Below are 20,814 nucleotides of genomic sequence, written 5' to 3' on the forward strand. Positions count from 1 at the left end.
GTTGTCTAGGTTAGGGAGTTTATTTTATCTTATTTAGAATGCGTATATAGCAGCTACAGTGAAAGCAGCTAAATTATCTGTAGCAACTCCATCATTATCTAAGTATGGTGTAGCGTCAGACCATGAATCTAATCTAATTTCTGGTTTAATAATTAAACTTTCAATAGTGTAACTTCCGGTTAAGGTTAATCCAAAAACACTAGAGGTATCCCCTTCTTCAGCGTGATACCCAAAATACTCACCTCTTAAACCTACTGCAAAAGCATCGCTAGTTGTATATTGTGGGTATAAGGCTACGCCATAAAATCCATTGGTAAAGTCGTCAGCTAATTCATTTCCATCATCATCAAAAACATAAGAAGTTGTTTCGTAAGCAGCATTAATTCCTAAGTAGAAAGCATCAGTTAAATCGAAACCACCTGTGTAGTCTATTTCGAAACCTAATCCGCTATTGGCTCCGCTATCGTAGTACAAGTTCAAGTATTGTCCTTTGTATCCTAACTGTGCGCCTAAAGCGTATTCTCCATCGTAAGATGTGTTGTTAACATCCCAAGGGTTTGTTACAGCAAGCATTAAACTAAAATCATCTGAAATTGCAAAATCAGCTTTTAAACCCATATGCGAAAATGGTCCGCTTGAGAATAAGTAAGACGTACTGTAGTTAAAGTTTGCAGCAGGTGCAATAACTTCGTAACCTAAAAAGGTGTTAAAACGACCAAACGTTAATGTTGTTTTGTCAGATACATTCCAATACACGTATGCTTGGTTTACTATTCCATCTAAAATATCTGTATTAAAAGTAGCAGCAGCACCTCTTGGTCCAACTACTAAATCAAGGACAGCTCCTGTTTTTGCACCTTCGTAAGAAAAAATAACATTACCCATTCCTAAAGCGAAACCACTTTGGTCTGCAAATGCAGTTCCGAAAGATTGGCCTTCATTGTCGGGAGCTGTTAAGTAAGTTTGGTAATACGCGTCTACGCTACCGCTAATTGTAAATTTTTTAGTTTCAATTGTTTCTACTTCTTCTACTTCAATTATTGTGTCCTGAGCATAAATGCTGATTGTAGCAAAAAGGAGTGCTAGTGTAAAGATTTTTTTCATATTAAATTGAATTGTTGAGTTAATGTTGAGCCAAATCTAAGTAAAAAGTATTTACACCCACAAAAAAATAGGGGGTTAAGGTTTATTTTTATGATTAAATCATTTTTACCCCTGAAAAAATGAGGGTATCTTAAATAATTGTTAACAAAAGTTAATTTTGAAAAATATAATTTTAGCGAAACTTGAATTAATTATTCATTTTGGTGAATATTATGTATTGAAATTATCTTACTGTTAAGAAGACTTATGCTTATTATTAAATTTGTTGCGTTTTTGTAGTTTGTAACGATAATGAATTCGTAAATTAAATCCCTAATTAATTGTAATAAGAAAATAAAAGTTTAAGTATACCTATAATGTCATAAAAGTTTAATGCCAATTATTATGGTAAAAAGTATACTACTATATTAGTGCTTGCTAGTAGCAAAAATTAACTAAAATATTAATGATTATGTTGAAGAAACAGGGGCTGTATTTGCCAGAATTTGAACACGACAATTGTGGTGCGGGATTTATATGTAGTTTAACCGGAAGTAGATCTAACGATATTATCCATAAAGCACTTGAGATATTAGTAAAGTTAGAGCACAGGGGAGCTGTAAGTGCCGATGGTAAAACAGGGGATGGAGCTGGTATTTTAATTGATATCCCTCATGACTTCTTTGTAAAGTATTGTGATTTTGAATTGCCTGCTCGTGGAGAGTATGCGGTAAGTAATATGTTCTTACCTAAAAAAGATAACCAACGTAAATTCTGTGTCGATACGTTCGAAAAATGTATTGCAGAACAGGGACTTACATTATTAGGGTGGAGAAATGCTCCGGTTAATAATAAAGTGATTGGTAAAATTGCAGCAGCAAGTGAGCCTTTTATTAAGCAAGTATTTGTAGGTAAAAGTCATCCAGAGCAATCTGAGTTTGAATTCAATCTTAAATTGTTTTCAGCACGTAAAATTGCTGAGCATGCAGTATATAACTCAAAATTATCTGAATCTTCATTTTTCTATTTTCCAAGTTTATCAACCAAAACTATTATATACAAGGGATTATTAGTTCCTGAAGATATCAAAGAATACTATTTAGATTTATTAAACCCACTTTTAGATGCTAAACTGGCTTTAGTACACCAACGTTTCTCAACAAACACATTCCCAACATGGGATTTAGCTCAGCCTTTCCGTTATATGTGTCATAATGGTGAAATTAACACATTAAGAGGAAATGTATCGCGTATGTTTTCTCGTGAAGAAATCATGAAAAGCGATTGGTTTGGAGACGATATTAAACGTGTAATTCCTACAATACTAAGAGGTAAGTCGGATTCTGCTTCTATGGATATGGTTGTAGAATTGTTGTTAATGACAGGACGTTCTTTGCCTGAAGTTATGATGATGTTAGTGCCAGAAGCATGGGAGAAAAACAACACCATGTCTGATGCTAAAAAAGCATTCTACGAATTTAACTCGTGTTTAATGGAACCATGGGATGGTCCTGCATCTATTCCGTTTACCGATGGAAGTTATATTGGAGCTGTATTAGATAGAAATGGTTTACGTCCGTCTCGTTACACGGTTACAAAAGATGATTTTGTAATTATGTCTTCAGAAACAGGGGTTGTAGATATCAAGCCAGAAAATATTAAATTCCACGGTCGTTTAGAGCCAGGAAAAATGTTTTTAGTTAATATGGACGAAGGTCGTATTATTAACGATGAAGAAATTAAAGAGAAAATTGCAACGCAGCATCCGTATAGAAAATGGTTAGATAAAAACTTAATTCACTTAAAAGATATTCCTTATAGTGATGAGCCTATTACTCACGAAGAAGAAGATCTAGTTGTAAGACAAAGTGTATTTGGATATACTCAGGAAGATTTAAATACCATTATTTTGCCAATGGCACAAGGTGGTAAAGAACCAATAGGTTCTATGGGTAGCGATACACCAATTGCTATTTTGTCTGAGCGTCCACAATTAATATATAACTACTTTAAGCAGTTGTTTGCTCAAGTAACAAACCCACCGTTAGATGGTATTCGTGAAGAGTTAATTACAGACATTAGTTTAACATTAGGTAGTGATACTAATATTTTTGAAATCAACGAATTTCACTGTCGTAAATTAAAAATTCAGAACCCTGTAATTTCTAAGCAGGATTTAGATAAAATAAAAAATCACGATAAAAGTCCAGACTATCAAGTTACATCTATTGCAATATTGTATGATGTAACTAAGGGAGTTAACGGATTAGAAGATCGTTTAGAAGCTATTGTAGATACAGCAGAAAAGGCGATTGATTCTGGAACCAATATTATTATTCTTTCAGATAGAAATGTAAGTAAAGATAAGGCGCCAATTCCTGCATTATTAGCATGTTCTTATGTTAATCATGCTTTATATAAGCGTGGAAAGCGTTCTCAAATTAGTTTAATTATAGAGTCTGCAGAACCTCGTGAAGTGCATCATTTTGCCCTGTTATTTGGTTATGGTGCAAGTGCAATTAACCCATATATGGTTAACGAAATTGTTGAAAAACAATTAGAATCTCAAGATCTTACAGGATTAGAATTCGAAGAAGCTATTTCTAATTATAATATCGCTGTAGGAAAAGGAATTTTAAAGGTGATGAACAAAATTGGTATCTCTACCTTAAATTCTTATCGCGGGTCTCAACTTTTCGAATGTATTGGTATTAATACTAAAGTTGTAGAAAAGTACTTTCCAACAACAGCAACGCGTATTCAAGGTATTGGTTTAAATGAAATTGAAAAAGAAATTTCTGAACGTCATAAATTTGCATATTCAGTTCGTGATATCGATGCTAATTTAGATTTAGAAATTGGTGGACAATACAGATGGAGACGTAACGGAGAAAAGCATTTATTTAACCCGTTAACTATTGCTAAATTACAAGAGTCTGTTCGTACTAATAAGAAGTCTACGTATAAAGAATATGCAGAACTTGTAAATAATCAGTCAAAAGATTTAATGACGATTCGTGGTTTATTTGAATTTACAAACTACGATCCAATTTCAATAGAAGAAGTAGAGCCTTGGACAGAAATCGTAAAACGTTTTAAAACGGGAGCGATGTCTTACGGATCTATTAGTAAAGAAGCACACGAGAATTTAGCCATTGCAATGAACCGTATTGGTGGAAAAAGTAATTCTGGTGAAGGTGGAGAAGATCAAGAACGTTTTTACAAAGATCCTGATGGAGATTGGAAAAACAGTGCAATTAAGCAAGTCGCTTCAGGGCGTTTTGGAGTAACTTCTAATTACTTAACAAGTGCAAAAGAGATTCAGATTAAAATGGCGCAAGGAGCGAAGCCTGGAGAAGGTGGGCAATTACCTGGGCCAAAAGTGAATCCTTCAATAGCAAAAACACGTAATTCTACTCCTTATGTAGGATTAATTTCGCCACCACCACATCACGATATTTATTCAATTGAAGATTTATCTCAGTTAATTTACGATTTAAAATCGGCTAACAGAGAAGCTAGAGTAAACGTAAAACTTGTATCTGAAGTTGGTGTTGGAACAGTAGCAGCCGGTGTTGCAAAAGCAAAAGCCGATGTTATTTTAGTGTCAGGTTTCGATGGTGGAACAGGAGCATCTCCATTAACATCATTAAAACACTGTGGTTTACCATGGGAATTAGGTATTGCCGAAGCACAGCAAACTTTAGTAATGAACGACTTAAGGAACCGTATCGTTTTAGAATGTGATGGTCAGTTAAAAACAGGTCGTGATGTTGCTGTAGCATGTTTATTAGGAGCTGAAGAATTTGGTTTCGCAACAGCACCTTTAGTTGCTTCAGGTTGTATTATGATGCGTGTGTGTCACTTAAATACATGTCCTGTTGGAATTGCAACTCAAAACCCAGAATTACGTAAGAAATTCAAAGGGAAGCCAGAGCACGTTGTTAACTACATGTATTTTGTAGCACAAGAATTACGTGAAATTATGGCACAATTAGGATTTAGAACTATTAATGAAATGGTTGGACAATCTCAAAAATTAGATCGTAACAGAGCTATCGAACATTATAAAGCTTCAGGAATCGATTTAACGCCAATATTACATAGAGTAAAAACAGAACCTTACGTAAAATTATATAATACAGAGAAGCAAGAGCATAATTTAGATGTGCATTTAGACTTCGATATTATTAATCAAGCACACCCGGCGTTATTCCGTAAAGAGAAAACATATTTAGATTTCGATATTACAAATATAGACCGTGCGGTTGGTGCTGTATTGAGTAACGAAATTTCTAAAATTTATGGGGCTCAAGGGTTACCAGAAAATACACTTAACTTAAATTTTACAGGTTCGGCAGGACAGAGTTTTGGAGCATTCTCAACAAAAGGATTAACTATGATTGTTAATGGAAACACGAATGATTATTTAGGGAAAGGATTATCTGGAGCTAAATTAATAATTAAGGTTCCTGAAAAAGCAACAATAGTTCCTGAAGACAATGTAATTACTGGAAACGTAACCTTATACGGAGCAACATCTGGAGAGGTTTATATTAATGGTAAAGCAGGAGAGCGTTTCTGTGTTAGAAACTCGGGAGCTCAAGCGGTTGTTGAAGGTATTGGAGATCACGGTTGTGAGTACATGACAGGTGGTGTTGCAGTTGTACTTGGTGAAGTTGGAAGAAACTTTGGAGCAGGTATGAGTGGTGGAATTGCTTTCGTATTAGATGCTAAAGGTACATTTAGAAATAACTGTAATTCTGAAGCACTTAACTTAGACCCTGTAGTTTTAGATGAAGACATTACTTTATTAAAAACGTTAATTACAAATCATTATAACGCAACTTTAAGTCCGTTAGCACAACGTATTTTAGAACAATGGGAACAATACTTGCCTAAGTTTATCAAGGTTTTACCAGAAGAATATAAGCAAGCTTTAATTAAATTAGAACAAGAAAACCTTGTAACGCAATAGATATTATGGGAAAAATAACAGGATTTTTAGAATATAAACGTGAAGTTGAAGGGTACGAACCAGTTGAAGATCGTATTAAAGATTATAAGGAATTTACAATTCCTTTGTCTGAACCTCATATCAAAGATCAAGGTGCGCGTTGTATGGATTGTGGAATTCCATTTTGTCATAGTGGTTGCCCACTTGGTAATTTAATTCCAGATTTTAACGATAAAGTATATAAAGGAAAGTGGAAAGAAGCTGCGGCGATTTTACACTCTACAAATAATTTTCCAGAATTTACAGGTAGATTATGTCCTGCACCATGTGAAGAAGCATGTGTGTTGGGTATAAATGAAGATCCTGTAACTATCGAGAATATTGAAAAACAAATAGTTGAAACAGCCTTTAAAGAAGGTTGGGTTGTTGCGCATCCGCCAAAAACACGTACTGGTAAAAAAGTGGCGGTTATTGGTGGTGGACCTTCAGGTTTAGCGGCTGCTCAGCAATTAAATCGCGCAGGACATTTGGTGACACTTTTTGAAAGAGACGATAAAGTTGGTGGTTTATTACGATACGGAATTCCAGATTTTAAATTGGAAAAACAAATCATTGATCGTCGTATTCAAGTCATGGAGGAAGAAGGTATTGTGTTTAAAACCAATGCTCATGTTGGTGAAAATGTAGATGCAGAACAACTTAAAAAAGACTTCGATGCAGTGGTGTTATGTGGTGGTGCAACGGTAAGACGTGGTATGCCAATTCCGGGAGCTGAATTAAATGGTGTGGTTCAAGCTATGGATTTTCTTAAGCAAAACAACAAGCGTGTAAGCGGTACCAAAGAGTTTGAAAACGAAATCATGGCTACAGATAAACATGTTATTGTTATTGGTGGTGGAGATACGGGATCAGACTGTATTGGAACTTCTAATCGTCATGGTGCAAAATCTGTAACCAATTTTGAAATCTTAGATAAGCCTTCAGAAGGAAGACCAGCACATCAGCCATGGCCTTATTGGCCAATGAAATTACGTACAAGTACATCTCATAAAGAAGGTGTAGAGCGTTTCTTTAGTATTTCAACTAAAGAATTTTTGGGCGATGAAAATGGTAATTTAAAAGGATTAGTTACTGCTGAGGTAGAATGGATTTTTAAACCAGGCGAGCGTCCGCAATTAAAAGAACTTCCAGGAACCGAAAAAACTTGGGATTGTGATTTAGCATTATTGGCTTTAGGGTTTACAGGTGCAGAAAAAACACTTCCAGAACAATTAGGTTTAGAAATGGATTTTAGAACCAATATTAAAGCCGATACTAACGATTATATGTCTAACGTGCCAGGTGTTTTTGTAGCTGGAGATATGCGTCGTGGACAGTCGTTAATTGTTTGGGCAATTTCAGAAGGAAGACAGGCGGCTTATCACGTAGATAAGTATTTAATGGGTGAATCTAATTTACCTCTTAAAACTGGTATTGATTTACCTCGTGTTTAAATTCGGAATAAAATTGTTAAATAATTTCGTTTTTTATAGGTTGTTAATCTAAGAATTTAGATATTTGAAACACATATGAAAAACATCCTAGTAAATATTATTTCTATTAATGTCGTTGTGATTCGCTCGCAATGTTAATGGAAGTGTGTTTATTATAAAATAAAATTAAAGCCTTCCTGTTTCGGGAAGGCTTTTTTGTTTCAATATTGCACTAAAATTTATAGTGATTTTATACGTTCAATAAAGGTGTAGATTTCTAAAATAATGACATGAAAATGATGTTAAACTTGGGTTTCGACTCAAAATTGAAAAAAAGTCGTTTTTTTATCATAAAAAGAATAAATTGAACATCATATATATTGGGGTTTAAAATGCTGAATATAAGCTGTTTGAATATGTAATTATAATGATGAGTTTAGTCTGAAGGTATCGGATTAAATTCGTTAAAAAATGACAAAAAATTAATTTAGGGCTCTCAAAGGAAATAGAATTAGAGCAAAAGCTTTTATAAACATATGAAAAACTTAAAAAAGTATAGTTACGCAGTCACACAAGATGCATCATTACCTGCTGCTCAAGCCATGTTGCATGCTATCGGTTTAACAGATGAGGATTTGCAGAAGCCTTTTATAGGTATTGCTAGTACAGGGTACGAAGGTAACCCATGTAACATGCATCTAAACGACCTAGCTAAACATGTTAAAAAAGGAACGCAAAATGCAGATATGGTCGGGTTAATTTTTAATACCATTGGTATTAGCGATGGAATATCTAACGGTACTCCAGGTATGCGTTTTTCGTTAGTCTCTAGAGATATTATTGCAGATTCTGTGGAAACTGTTGTAGAAGGAATGAGTTACGACGGCGTTGTAACTGTTGTAGGTTGCGATAAAAATATGCCTGGTGCTTTAATGGGAATGTTACGATTAAACAGACCTTCTGTTTTAGTATATGGTGGTACTATTGCTTCAGGATGTCATAAAGGTGAAAAGCTTGATATTATTTCTGCTTTTGAAGCTTACGGAAAAAAAGTAGCGGGAACTATAGACGATTCAGAGTTTAAAGAAGTGGTACATAAAGCGTGTCCAGGAGCTGGAGCTTGTGGTGGAATGTACACGGCAAATACTATGGCATCTGCAATAGAGGCTTTAGGGATGTCGTTACCATTTAACTCGTCTACACCTGCTGTTGGAGACGATAAATTAAAAGAAAAAGAATGCGTTAAAGCTGGTGAAGCTTTACGTTATTTATTAGAAAACGATATAAAGCCTTCAGACATTGTATCTAAAAAGTCATTAGAAAATGCATTTAGATTAGTTACTGTTTTAGGAGGTTCTACAAATGCAGTACTTCACTTTTTAGCAATTGCTAAAGCGGCTAAAATTGATTTCACTTTAAAAGATTTCAAAAGAATTAGTGATGAGACACCTTTATTGGCAGATTTAAAGCCGAGTGGTAAATATTCTATGGAAGATTTACATGGTGTTGGTGGTATTCCAGGGGTATTAAAATACATGTTAGAAAACGATATGCTTCACGGCGATTGTTTAACAGTAACAGGAAAAACCATTGCAGAAAATTTAAAAGATGTTCCTAATTTAATCGAGGGACAACAAATTATAAAGCCACTTGCTACGCCAATTAAAGAAACAGGACATATTCGTATCCTTTTCGGAAACTTAGCGACTGAAGGTGCCGTTGCAAAAATTACAGGAAAAGAAGGACTTTCATTTAAGGGAACAGCAAATGTTTTTAACAGTGAAACAGAAGTGAATGAAGGAATAGCAAACGGAAAAGTAAAGAAAGGTGATGTGATTATTATTCGTTATGAAGGACCAAAAGGTGCGCCTGGAATGCCAGAAATGCTAAAACCAACATCATCTATTATGGGTGCCGGTTTAGGTAAAGATGTTGCAATGATTACAGATGGACGTTTCTCTGGAGGATCTCACGGATTTGTAGTGGGGCACGTTGCACCAGAAGCTCAAGAAGGAGGAAATATTGCTTTAGTAGAAAACGGTGATATTATTTTTATTGACGCAGAAAATAATACAATAGATATTGAAATCTCTGAAGAATTGTTAGCCAAAAGAAGAGCCAATTGGGTTGCTCCTAAATTGAAAGCAGAACGCGGAGTATTATATAAATATGCGAAAACAGTATCGTCTGCATCAAAAGGATGTGTGACTGATGAATTTTAATTTTTTACTATGAATACAGAAACAGTAAAAACGACAAAGACAACTACCGAGAAAACAGTACGTATTTCAGGTAGTGAGGCTATCATTAAATGTCTTTTAGCCGAAGGTGTTGAAACACTTTACGGGTATCCCGGAGGTGCAATCATGCCAGTTTACGATGAACTTTATAAATATAGAGATCAAATTCATCATGTCTTAACGCGTCATGAACAAGGTGCTGCGCATGCAGCCCAAGGTTATGCGAGAATTTCTGGAAAAGTAGGGGTCGCAATGGCTACTTCTGGTCCAGGAGCCACCAATTTAATTACAGGTATCGCAGATGCTCAAATAGATTCTACGCCTTTAGTCTGTATTACTGGTCAAGTTGCTTCTCACTTGTTAGGGAGTGATGCTTTTCAGGAGACGGATATTGTAGGTATATCTACGCCAGTAACAAAATGGAATGTGCAAATTACCAAAGCTGCAGATATTCCAGAAGTTATGGCTAAAGCATTTTATATTGCTAGAAGCGGACGTCCAGGGCCAGTTCTTGTAGATATTACAAAAGATGCTCAGTTTGAGGAGTTCGATTTTAGTTATGAAAAATGTACTTCGGTACGTAGTTATAAACCCGCTTGTAAAATAGATAGTAACGCTGTTAAAAAAGCCGCAGATTTAATTAATAGTGCTAAAAAGCCTATGATTGTTTGGGGGCAAGGTGTTATTCTTGGTAAAGCAGAGCGCGAATTAAAAGCGGTTATAGAAAAAGCAGGAATCCCTTCTGCTTGGACCATTTTAGGTGCATCGGCAATTCCAACAGATCACCCTTTAAATATAGGTATGGTTGGTATGCATGGTAATTATGCGCCAAATATTTTAACCAACGAGTGCGATGTGTTAATAGCTATTGGTATGCGTTTCGATGATCGTGTTACTGGTAATTTAGAGACTTATGCCAAGCAAGCTAAAGTGATTCATTTTGAAATAGACCCAGCTGAAATTGATAAGAATGTAAAAACAGATGTTGCCGTTCTTGGAAATTCTAAACTGAGTTTAACCGAATTAATTCCGCTTTTAGATGAAAAATCGCATACAGATTGGCATCAAAAATTCAAAGATTTATACGCTATAGAATTCGAAAAAGTAATTCAGCACGACTTACACCCAACTAAAGAAGGGTTAACTATGGGTGAGGTGTTAAATCAGATAAACATACAAACTAAAGGAGATGCAGCTATTGTTTCAGATGTTGGTCAACATCAAATGATTGCATGTCGTTATGCCAAATTCAACAAATCTAAAAGTAATATTACTTCTGGAGGTTTAGGTACAATGGGTTTTGCTTTACCAGCAGCAATTGGAGCTAAAATGGCTGCGCCAGATCGCGATGTTGTGGCAATTATTGGAGATGGTGGTTACCAAATGAATATTCAAGAGTTAGGCACTATTTTTCAGCAAAAAGTACCTGTTAAAATTGTAGTTTTAAATAATGAATTTTTAGGAATGGTGCGCCAATGGCAACAGTTATTCTTCGATAAGCGTTATGCCTCTACAGAAATGACAAACCCAGATTTTGTTGCAATTGCAAAAGGATATTATATAGATGCTAAGAAAATTACAAAACGTGAGGAATTAGCAGATGCAGTAGCAGAAATGATGGCTTGCGAAGGTGCTTATTTCTTAGAAGTTTGTGTAGAGAAGGAAGATAATGTATTCCCAATGATACCAACAGGAGCTTCAGTTTCAGACATTAGATTAAGTTAATTATGGAAGATAACAAAAACATATATACCATATCGATTTACACAGAGAACAATATTGGTCTTTTAAATCGAATTTCAGCAATTTTTCAACGTCGCCACATTAATATTGAAAGTTTAAATACATCAATTTCAGAAATTGAAGGGGTGTCAAGATTTACAATTGTTGTGAAACTAGAAGAAGATAGAATAAAGAAAATTGTTGGTCAGATAGAAAAGCAAGTTGAAGTTATAAAAGCTTACTATCATACAGATGAAGAAACCATCTATCAAGAATCTTGCATGTTCAAATTAAGATCTGATCTTTTGTTTGAAGAACGTGAAATTCAAAATATAATTAAAGAGAGTAACGCTAGAATTGTAACGGTTAATAAGGAGTTTTTTGTACTTGAAAAATCAGGTAAACGAAACGAAATCGAACAATTGTATCGTGAATTTAGTGCCTATGGCATTATGCAATTTGTACGTTCAGGAAGAATTGCAGTAACTAAACAAGAAATGAAAATATCACAAATGCTAGTAGCATTTAATTAATTTAAACAAAATGGCAAATTATTTTAACACCCTATCATTAAGAAACCAATTAGAGCAATTATCACAATGTCGTTTTATGGCATCTTCAGAATTTGAAGATGGTGTAGAAGCATTAAAAGGTAAAAAAATCGTCATTGTAGGGTGTGGCGCACAAGGATTAAATCAAGGGTTAAACATGAGAGATTCTGGATTAGATATTTCTTATGCTTTACGTGCAGCAGCAATTAAAGAAAAACGTGCTTCTTTCGTTAATGCTTCAGAAAATAACTTTACTGTTGGAACTTACGAAGAATTAATTCCAACTGCAGACTTGGTGTTAAACTTAACTCCAGACAAGCAGCATACTAATGTTGTAGAAACGATTATGCCTTTAATGAAAAAAGGAGCAACATTATCTTACTCTCATGGTTTTAATATTGTTGAAGAAGGTACTCAAGTACGTGAAGATTTAACAGTAATCATGGTAGCTCCTAAATGTCCAGGAACAGAAGTTCGTGAAGAATATAAAAGAGGATTTGGTGTACCAACATTAATCGCTGTACACCCTGAAAATGATCCAGAAGGAAAAGGTTTAGCTCAGGCTAAAGCTTATGCAGTTGCAACTGGAGGAGATAGAGCAGGAGTTTTAATGTCGTCTTTCATTGCTGAGGTGAAAAGTGATTTAATGGGAGAGCAAACTATTTTATGTGGAGCGTTACAAACGGGATCTATCTTATGTTTCGACAAAATGGTAGAAGAAGGTATCGAGCCAGGTTATGCTGCTAAATTAATTCAATACGGTTGGGAAACTGTAACCGAAGCATTAAAGCATGGTGGTATTACAACGATGATGGACCGTTTATCGAATCCAGCTAAAATAAAAGCCTATAAATTATCTGAAGAATTAAAAGATATTTTACGTCCGCTTTTCGAAAAGCATATGGATGATATTATCTCTGGTCATTTCTCTAAAACTATGATGGAAGACTGGGCTAACGACGATGTTAACTTATTAACATGGAGAGAAGCAACAGGAGAAACAGCATTCGAAAAAACAGAATTAACGTCAGAAAAAATTTCAGACCAAGAGTATTTCGATAATGGCGTACTTATGGTTGCTATCGTAAAATCGGGTGTAGAATTAGCTTTCGAAACTATGGTAAGCGCAGGAATTATTGAAGAATCAGCTTACTACGAATCGCTTCACGAATTACCTTTAATTGCAAATACAATTGCAAGAAAGAAACTTTACGAAATGAACCGTGTAATTTCTGATACAGCAGAATACGGTTGTTATTTATTCGATCATGCAGCAAAACCAATGTTGGTAGATTTCATGAAAGGAATTAAAACAGATGTAATTGGTAAGCCTTACTCAACATCTAACGAGGTTGATAATATTGAATTAATTGCGGTAAATGATGCTATTAGGAATCATCCTATTGAAGCGATTGGAAAATCGTTAAGAACAGCAATGACTGCAATGAAAACAATAAAAACTGAAGCATAATAAGATGCTTTAGTGTTAGCCTAACACAATTATGCAAACTGAAAACAAAACATATTTTCCAAGTTTAAAAGCAGTACAAGCAGCAGCCGAACGTTTAAAATCGGTTGCTGTTTTAACGCCTTTAGTTAAAAACTTACAATACTCTAAACGCTATAATGCAAATGTTCTTTTTAAACGAGAAGATTTACAATTAGTACGTTCTTATAAGATTCGTGGTGCATACAATAGGATGTCGTCTTTAACCGAAGAACAAATGAAAAACGGTATTGTGTGTGCAAGTGCAGGGAATCATGCGCAAGGTGTGGCTCTGTCTTGTAAATTGTTAAAAATAAAGGGAACTATTTTTATGCCTTCGCCAACACCGAATCAAAAAATTGATCAAGTAAAAATGTTTGGTGAAGAATATACTAACATTGTTTTAGTTGGCGATACTTACGATGATGCTTATCATGCATCAATGTTGGAGTGTGAACGTTTAAATAAAACGTTTATTCATCCGTTCGACGATCAAAAGGTTATTGAAGGACAAGCAACTATTGGTTTAGAAATGTTAAGTCAGATTAACGCACCTTTAGATTATGTATTCATTCCGGTTGGAGGTGGCGGATTAGCTTCCGGTTTATCTACTGTATTTAAACAATTGTCTCCAGATACTAAAATTATTGGTGTAGAACCAGAAGGTGCGCCTTCTATGAAAACATCGCTAAAAAATGGATATAATACAGAATTAAAAAGCATTGAAAACTTTGTTGATGGTGCTGCAGTGAAGAAAGTGGGCGATAAAACCTTTGCAATTTGTAAGCAAAATTTATCCGAAATGATTACTGTTCCAGAAGGTAAAATCTGCGAAACTATTTTAGAACTCTATAATAAAGATGCTATAGTTGTAGAGCCAGCAGGTGCTTTAAGTATTGCTGCTCTAGATTTTTATGCTGAAGAAATTAAAGGTAAAAATGTAGCTTGTGTAATTAGTGGAAGTAATAACGATATTACACGAACTGAAGAAATTAAAGAACGTGCTTTATTATACACGAATTTAAAACATTACTTTATAGTTAAGTTCCCGCAACGTGCAGGTGCATTAAAAGAATTTGTAGCCGAAATATTAGGTCCTAACGATGATATTACATATTTTCAATATGCTAAAAAAACAAATCGTGTAAACGGATCGGCTGTTGTAGGTATAGAGTTAAAATCGAGTAAAGATTTAATACCTTTAATGGAGAAAATGAAATCTAGAAAATTCTATGGCGATTATTTAAACGATAATCCAGATCTATTTCAGTTTTTGGTTTAAATAAAATGTATTGAAAAAACACACAGCTTAGATGTCAATTTCTGAGTCTGTTTAAATATAAAAAAACCACTAGTTTTAACATTAAAAACTAGTGGTTTTTTTATGTTTAAAATTTAAGTGTTTCTAGATTTCTTGTTTATTTAGACTTAAAAGTTCGTTTAACTAACAGTATAAAATAGTGTGATTTTTTTCACTGAAAAATTCTGCACTGTCTTAAGGTTTAATATACATATATTTGATTTTGGTCTTATGTTTAATGATGAAATCAAGGTTAGATGTGTAAAAAAAAGCCTAAAAATGACAATTATGAATTATATGTTAGTAGCAATGCTTTCAGGTGTGGTACTAATGAGTTGTGGTGGAACAGAAGAAAAGAAAAAAGAGACTTTTTCTTATGAAGAAACCAAGACAGAAGTTCTAGAGGCTTCCAAAGCAGCTACAGTCGAGGAGATTGCTGTAATTTATGATGCAGAAGCTCAAATTATTAGCTAAAAACACTTGCGTTGCTTGTCATTTAAAAGATAAAAAAAATCTTAGACCTCCATTTGTAGAAATCGCTGAAAGAAATTATACATACGAAAGAATTGTTGAACTTATTTATAAACCAGAACCACAAAATTGGCCTGATTATGTAGTGTCTATCGCACCTTTACCTAATGTTTCAAGGGGAGAAGCGTTTAAAATTGTAGCTTGAATCAGTGCCTTAAAATAATCTAAAAGCATCTTTTAAGAATTTCAGTGTAATTCCTATAAGCTGAGGTTCAAAAAATGTTAATAGCTAAGATGTAATCTATTTAATATGTATCACCCACAAACTAATTAACCAAACAATGAAAATTATAAAAACTAGCATTTTATCACTTGCAGTATTAACCTTCTTCAATTGCGAGAAAAAAGAATATGTCGATAAAATTTACGAAAAACCAGAAATAGTAAAAGAAGCAGCAGCCGATTTTCTTTCTCCAGAAGAAAGTTTAAAATCGTTTTACTTACCCGAAGGATATAAAGTAGAGCTTGTAGCAAGTGAACCAATGATTGATGAGCCTATTACAATGGCTTGGGATGGAGATGGACGAATGTATGTAGCAGAAATGAATACATATATGCAAGATGTAGATGGTACAGGAACCAACCGTTCTATTAGTAAAATTAAATTACTAGAAGATTTAGATGGTGATGGTAAAATGGATAAGAGTACTGTTTTTATAGATAGTTTATTGTTACCAAGAATGATACTTCCGCTAGAAAACGAATTAATTGTTAACGAAACCTATTCTTATGATTTATGGAGTTATAAAGATACCGATGGTGATGGTGTAGCCGATAAAAAAGAACGCGTGTATTATAATCCAGATCGTCGTGGTGGAAATTTAGAGCATCAACAAAGCGGATTAATCTGGAATTTAGATAACTGGGTGTATACCACATATAATCCCGTACGTTTTAAATTTAAAAAGAATGAAGTTATCGTAGATTCTTTAGATAATATGCCTTCTGGGCAATGGGGCTTAACGCAAGACGATATGGGTGTCATGTACTACTCTTCTGCGGGTAGCGAAAACCCAGCGTATGGCTTCCAGCAGCCTGCAGTGTATGGCGATTTTAATCCTAAAGGAAGACTTTCTGAAGGTTTTATGGAACCATGGCCAATTGTTGGAACTCCAGATGTTCAAGGAGGACCAAAACGATTAAGACCAGATAATACATTAAATCATTTTACGGGTGTTGCGGGTCAAGAAATTTTTAGAGGACATAAATTACCGCCTTCAACCTATGGTGATTTGTTTATTCCAGAGCCCGTTGGTCGTTTAATTCGTCGTGCTAAAGTTAAGGTTGAAAATGGAAAGCGTGTATTATATAATGCTTACGATCAAGCAGAATTTATGGCGTCTACAGATTTAAATTTTAGACCTACACAAGCTAAAACAGGACCAGATGGTGCGTTATACATTGTAGATATGTACCGTGGAATTATTCAAGAGAGTAATTGGACTAAAAAAGGAAGTGCCATTCGTCCGGTAATCGAACGTAAAGGTTTAGATAAAAATATTGGGAAAGGACGTATTTATCGTATTGTACATGAAGATATAGAGCCCGATGGGAAGCCTAACCTAATTGGAAAAAGCGCTGCAGACCTTATCGTGTATTTAGGACATCCTAATGGTTGGTATAGAAATACGGCTCAGAAATTAATCATTTTAAAAGATGATAAAACGGTTATCCCAGAGTTGCAAGCGTTAGCTAGAGATAACGAATCCTTTTTTGATGGTTTGTTTAATGCAGATAAAGATTTTGGAATTGAACGCGTAACTGCACTTTGGACTTTAGAAGGATTAGGAGATGTCGATAAAACTTTAATTACAGAAAAGTTAACCGATACCGATCCAAGAGTAAGAGTTACGGCAATTAGATTAAGTGAAAACTTCTTGAAAGCTGGAGATACTAGTTTTCTTTCAGTGTTAGAAAATTTGGTTTCAGATGCTAATGTCGATGTTGTTAATCAATTGGCGTTAAGTTTAAGATATAGTAAAGATGATAAAGCAACAGCCTTATTAAATGCTATTAACGATAAATATAGTAATCACGAAATAGTGTCGCATTCGGTTAAAGAGAGTTTAAAGAAAGACGATTCTCAGCTTGAAACCTTGAAAAAAAGAATTGCTAATAGACATGTAAATGAGAAAAAAGGAATTTATAAAGGTTACGATGCGTATAAGCAATTATGTATTACGTGTCACGGGGCAGATTTAAAAGGAGTAGCTACAGAAGACGGGACGTTAATTGCGCCATCTTTAATTGGTAGCGAACGTGTTATTGGAGATCAGAAAAAATTAAGTAAGATTTTAATAAATGGACTTATTGGCTCTATTGAAGGTGTTGAATACGGTATTATGATGCCGCTTAACTCTAATAGTGATCAATGGATTGCAGATGTGTTAAGTTATGTAAGAGCTATGAACGATGAAAGCTCTGTGCATAGAAAAGTAGTAAGAGCTGCTAGAGAAGAATCTAAAGGACGAGAAGATTATTGGACTATAGAAGAATTATACAACGAGTAAGTAGATTGATTTTTATAGCGAGAAAAAAAAGGTTGGAGATTTTATCTCCAACCTTTTTTGATTTATCAAGTCTAGTTGTGTGTGTTTAAATAAGAATTAAATGACTAAAAGGTGTAATTTAATTGAAGTAAACTAGCTCGTGGTAAAATAGGAATAACAATAAAACTAGCATTCGGATTGTTATCTATATATTCTGATGTTACGCCGTTGGCATTGGCTCCAAAAGAATTAGCTCCCATAAAATTAGCTAAACCATCTGAGTTAAAAAGATTTGTTACTAGCAGGTTTGCACTTAAATTGTTGGTTATTTTATACCCTAAGCCAGCATCAAAAACACTAAAAGCATCTAATTGAAAAGCATTACCTACGTTAGCTTCACGTGTTCCTGTATATCGCCATTTTAAGAATGAAGATACTCTATTTTTATTATATTCAATAGCTAGGTTAAACATGACTTTTGGGTTAAAAGGCAAAGTGTTTCCTGAGTAGTCTACAATGCTATCATCGGCAGTGTCAACCGTGCCAGAAGCATCGTAAATGGTCCAATCAGTTGCTTTCGGATTTTGAATAATTCCATTAAATCTAAATGCAATGTTCTGGAATGGGGTGTAGATAGATTCCCATTCTAAACCTAAAGTTCTAGACGTGTTAAATTGCATTGGAGTATAGAAAATACTACCTGTGTCGCCATCAAACTCGAAGTTAGAAATACCGATATTATTTAATTCGCTCCAAAATAAAGTTGTTGTAAACGAAAAGTCTTTAAGTATAGATTTTACCCCAATCTCGACTTGATTGATTTGTTGAATTTCACCGGCTTGATTGATTGGTACGTTAGAAAAATTATTAAAATAATAATTTAATTCCGGAGCTTTATTTCCTTTAGATACACGTCCGAATAAAGATGCATCACGCGTTAATTTATAATTTAATCCGAAAGAATACGATAAGTAATTATAGGTGTAATCAAACTCATGAATCTCTCCAGTAGGTGCTAAAATGTTATTGTCGTAAGCAGTGGTTTCATCTAGATCTAATCCTCCGCTTTGAGTAAAAGGCGCATAGCTATCATTACTTCCGTTGTGATTAATCGATTCAAAACGTAATCCTAAATCAAGTTGTATTCTGTCTGAGATTTCCCATTGGTCGTTTGCGAAAGCGGCAACCTGACTAATTTTAGCGCGACTATTTGTAAAGAATAAACCACCGTAATTACTCACTCCAAATTCGTCTGATAGAGCTATTACAGGCTCTCCTGGATTTTCTAATGTAACCTGTAGCATTTGCGGACTGTTTTCGTAGGTAGAAAAGGCAAAACTTCCTTGTGTAAATACCGAAGTATCTGAAAATCCTGTTGCAAAACCAAAGTTTAAATCGTGTGTGTCCCAAGATTTATTTAATGTTAATTGCTGCATAAATTCATCTGCATCATTATCCTTATACCAGGTAGATGTACCCATAATAGCATCGTTGGGTAATGTGCCATCTGTTAAATATTGAGAAGCTTCACCGCTAAAAATTCCGCTATTATCTATGCGTGCTAATTCTGTTCCAGAATTTGCTTCTCTAAATACTATTTGTCCAACAGGAAAAGGATTTCCGTTACTTACTAAATAATAAGCAGTAGGGTCGCTAATAGATACAAATGCATTACTTATTGCCGTTTGCCAATTTGCGTTTTTTGAAGAAAACTTCATATTATTTTTAATGGACCAATCGTTTCCTAGGTTTTGAGAAAAATCGAATCCAAACGCTAAATCTTTAGCATGTACTCCATTTGCAGGATTGAAGCTATTTGTTCCACCTTCAGACAAAGTGCGTCCATCTGGAATATTTGCGTTAAAACTTGGCATTAACAAGGCTGTATTATGAAAATTCTGTCCAAAAGCCGCTGTTGGATTATCCCAATTCGTGGCAGCTACACCATTATACCTGTTAGTGTAATCGTTAAGATATTTTCCGTAAAGTTTAAAATAGCCTCGAGAAGTTTCTTTGGTAACATCAAATTTAAATTGCCCACCTTTACTAAATGTAAAATCTGTATTTCTTGCGCCATCATCATGTCTGTAGTGTCCACCAGCATTAAAAAACCAGTTATTACCCAAGGCGCCACCTATAACAGCATCTGCTCTATACATCATATTGCCGTCGCCTTGAATACCTGTTTGCAGTTGAACTTCGCCGTTTAAACCTTCAGAAGAATTGTTTTTAGATATAAAATTGTAAACCCCTCCTGGCGCGTTCATAGCAATTATAGAAGCGGTTCCGCCGCGTAAAGCCTCAACTTTACCCGTGGTTAAATCTACCCGATTAAAAATATCTGGGCTATAATACGAATGTTGCACTAGACTAACAGGAAGACCGTCTTCTTGTAAAGACACGTAATACCATCCCATGTCGTCTTCGGCTGCAGCCGAAATTCCCCGTGTATACACTTTAGTAAATACCTCGCCTGCAGAGGCATCTGTAAACGTTCCGGGAATGTTTTCTAGTAAATTAGCTGTACCTCGTGGATATACTTGTTGTATGTGTTCGCTATTGAGTGTGCTTACAGAAGTGCTAGATTCTAATTGTGCTTTAGGTGAGAAATTTCCCGTAAGCACTACTGTATGTAAATTAAGTAAATCGGTGTCTAAAAAGTAAGACAATGTCATGTTGTCTTTATCAATTTTAATACGTTCAGAAATGGGTTTAAAACCTAAATGAGAAATATTAATAGTGTATTCGCCAAAAGGAATATTGGTAAAATTAAATTCTCCTTTAGGTCCAGAAATGGTGTAACGATTAGATTGGCTACTTAGGCTTATTGTACCGCCTTCTATGGGTTGATTATTCTGGTCTGAAAGTGTACCGCTTATAGACGATTGGGAGTGAATTATAAACGATTGGGTAAGGAATAAGAAAGCAATTAAGCTTTTAATTAAATTCATAGGTTAAAGTGGTGAAAAGTTATTTTGTTTGA

General features: G+C 34.7%; 12 protein-coding genes. 10 read left to right on the forward strand and 2 right to left on the reverse strand.

Going from position 1 to position 20,814, the window contains the following annotated elements; translation table 11 throughout:
- Positions 1 to 33: 33 nt before the first annotated feature.
- Entirely contained in the window at positions 34 to 1,104 is a 1,071-nt protein-coding gene (locus BN863_RS01635) for an outer membrane beta-barrel protein (RefSeq protein WP_038526673.1), read from the reverse strand.
- 451 nt (positions 1,105 to 1,555) lie between these two features.
- Here BN863_RS01635 and gltB point away from each other — a divergent pair, with 451 nt between their 5' ends.
- The 10 genes from gltB (at position 1,556) to BN863_RS01685 (ending at position 17,852) form a co-directional block, all read left to right on the forward strand.
- Entirely contained in the window at positions 1,556 to 6,061 is a 4,506-nt protein-coding gene (gene gltB / locus BN863_RS01640; protein ID WP_197539164.1) for a glutamate synthase large subunit, read from the forward strand.
- 5 nt (positions 6,062 to 6,066) lie between these two features.
- On the forward strand, positions 6,067 to 7,533 hold the full coding sequence (locus BN863_RS01645; protein ID WP_038526678.1) for a glutamate synthase subunit beta: 1,467 nt from the start codon (positions 6,067 to 6,069) through the stop codon (positions 7,531 to 7,533).
- A 515-nt stretch (positions 7,534 to 8,048) separates the two neighbouring features.
- Positions 8,049 to 9,734, forward strand: coding sequence for a dihydroxy-acid dehydratase (gene ilvD, locus BN863_RS01650; RefSeq protein WP_038526681.1), 1,686 nt, complete (start codon positions 8,049 to 8,051; stop codon positions 9,732 to 9,734).
- 9 nt (positions 9,735 to 9,743) lie between these two features.
- Entirely contained in the window at positions 9,744 to 11,477 is a 1,734-nt protein-coding gene (ilvB, locus tag BN863_RS01655; RefSeq protein ID WP_038526684.1) for a biosynthetic-type acetolactate synthase large subunit, read from the forward strand.
- Between the two features lie 2 nt (positions 11,478 to 11,479).
- The gene (ilvN, locus tag BN863_RS01660) at positions 11,480 to 12,007 is read left to right on the forward strand and encodes an acetolactate synthase small subunit (protein WP_038526687.1); all 528 of its coding nucleotides are present in this window, start codon (positions 11,480 to 11,482) and stop codon (positions 12,005 to 12,007) included.
- Positions 12,008 to 12,017: 10 nt separating this feature from the next.
- A complete protein-coding gene (gene ilvC / locus BN863_RS01665) occupies positions 12,018 to 13,496 on the forward strand; it encodes a ketol-acid reductoisomerase (protein ID WP_038526690.1) in 1,479 nt (492 codons plus the stop codon).
- Between the two features lie 31 nt (positions 13,497 to 13,527).
- Entirely contained in the window at positions 13,528 to 14,793 is a 1,266-nt protein-coding gene (gene ilvA / locus BN863_RS01670) for a threonine ammonia-lyase IlvA (protein WP_038526693.1), read from the forward strand.
- A gap of 306 nt (positions 14,794 to 15,099) precedes the next feature.
- Positions 15,100 to 15,285, forward strand: a complete 186-nt coding sequence (locus BN863_RS01675) for a hypothetical protein (protein ID WP_148304552.1) — start codon at positions 15,100 to 15,102, stop codon at positions 15,283 to 15,285.
- On the forward strand, positions 15,257 to 15,487 hold the full coding sequence (locus BN863_RS01680; RefSeq protein ID WP_148304553.1) for a c-type cytochrome: 231 nt from the start codon (positions 15,257 to 15,259) through the stop codon (positions 15,485 to 15,487). The genes BN863_RS01675 and BN863_RS01680 overlap by 29 nt, the downstream gene beginning before the upstream one ends.
- A 136-nt stretch (positions 15,488 to 15,623) precedes the next feature.
- Positions 15,624 to 17,852, forward strand: a complete 2,229-nt coding sequence (locus BN863_RS01685; protein ID WP_038526701.1) for a DUF7133 domain-containing protein — start codon at positions 15,624 to 15,626, stop codon at positions 17,850 to 17,852.
- A gap of 104 nt (positions 17,853 to 17,956) precedes the next feature.
- On the opposite strand, the gene BN863_RS01690 is transcribed toward BN863_RS01685, so the two are convergent.
- On the reverse strand, positions 17,957 to 20,782 hold the full coding sequence (locus BN863_RS01690; protein WP_038526704.1) for a TonB-dependent receptor: 2,826 nt from the start codon (positions 20,780 to 20,782) through the stop codon (positions 17,957 to 17,959).
- Positions 20,783 to 20,814: the final 32 nt, after the last annotated feature.

The sequence above is a fragment of the Formosa agariphila KMM 3901 genome (assembly GCF_000723205.1).
GTDB lineage: Bacteria > Bacteroidota > Bacteroidia > Flavobacteriales > Flavobacteriaceae > Formosa > Formosa agariphila.

What these genes read in the sequence shown, in the direction of transcription:
- BN863_RS01635 (WP_038526673.1), bottom strand. Translation starts at nt 1,104, where the DNA reads ATGAAAAAAATCTTTACACTAGCACTCCTTTTTGCTACAATCAGCATT.
- gltB (WP_197539164.1), top strand. Translation starts at nt 1,556, where the DNA reads ATGTTGAAGAAACAGGGGCTGTATTTGCCAGAATTTGAACACGACAAT.
- BN863_RS01645 (WP_038526678.1), top strand. Translation starts at nt 6,067, where the DNA reads ATGGGAAAAATAACAGGATTTTTAGAATATAAACGTGAAGTTGAAGGG.
- ilvD (WP_038526681.1), top strand. Translation starts at nt 8,049, where the DNA reads ATGAAAAACTTAAAAAAGTATAGTTACGCAGTCACACAAGATGCATCA.
- ilvB (WP_038526684.1), top strand. Translation starts at nt 9,744, where the DNA reads ATGAATACAGAAACAGTAAAAACGACAAAGACAACTACCGAGAAAACA.
- ilvN (WP_038526687.1), top strand. Translation starts at nt 11,480, where the DNA reads ATGGAAGATAACAAAAACATATATACCATATCGATTTACACAGAGAAC.
- ilvC (WP_038526690.1), top strand. Translation starts at nt 12,018, where the DNA reads ATGGCAAATTATTTTAACACCCTATCATTAAGAAACCAATTAGAGCAA.
- ilvA (WP_038526693.1), top strand. Translation starts at nt 13,528, where the DNA reads ATGCAAACTGAAAACAAAACATATTTTCCAAGTTTAAAAGCAGTACAA.
- BN863_RS01675 (WP_148304552.1), top strand. Translation starts at nt 15,100, where the DNA reads ATGAATTATATGTTAGTAGCAATGCTTTCAGGTGTGGTACTAATGAGT.
- BN863_RS01680 (WP_148304553.1), top strand. Translation starts at nt 15,257, where the DNA reads ATGATGCAGAAGCTCAAATTATTAGCTAAAAACACTTGCGTTGCTTGT.
- BN863_RS01685 (WP_038526701.1), top strand. Translation starts at nt 15,624, where the DNA reads ATGAAAATTATAAAAACTAGCATTTTATCACTTGCAGTATTAACCTTC.
- BN863_RS01690 (WP_038526704.1), bottom strand. Translation starts at nt 20,782, where the DNA reads ATGAATTTAATTAAAAGCTTAATTGCTTTCTTATTCCTTACCCAATCG.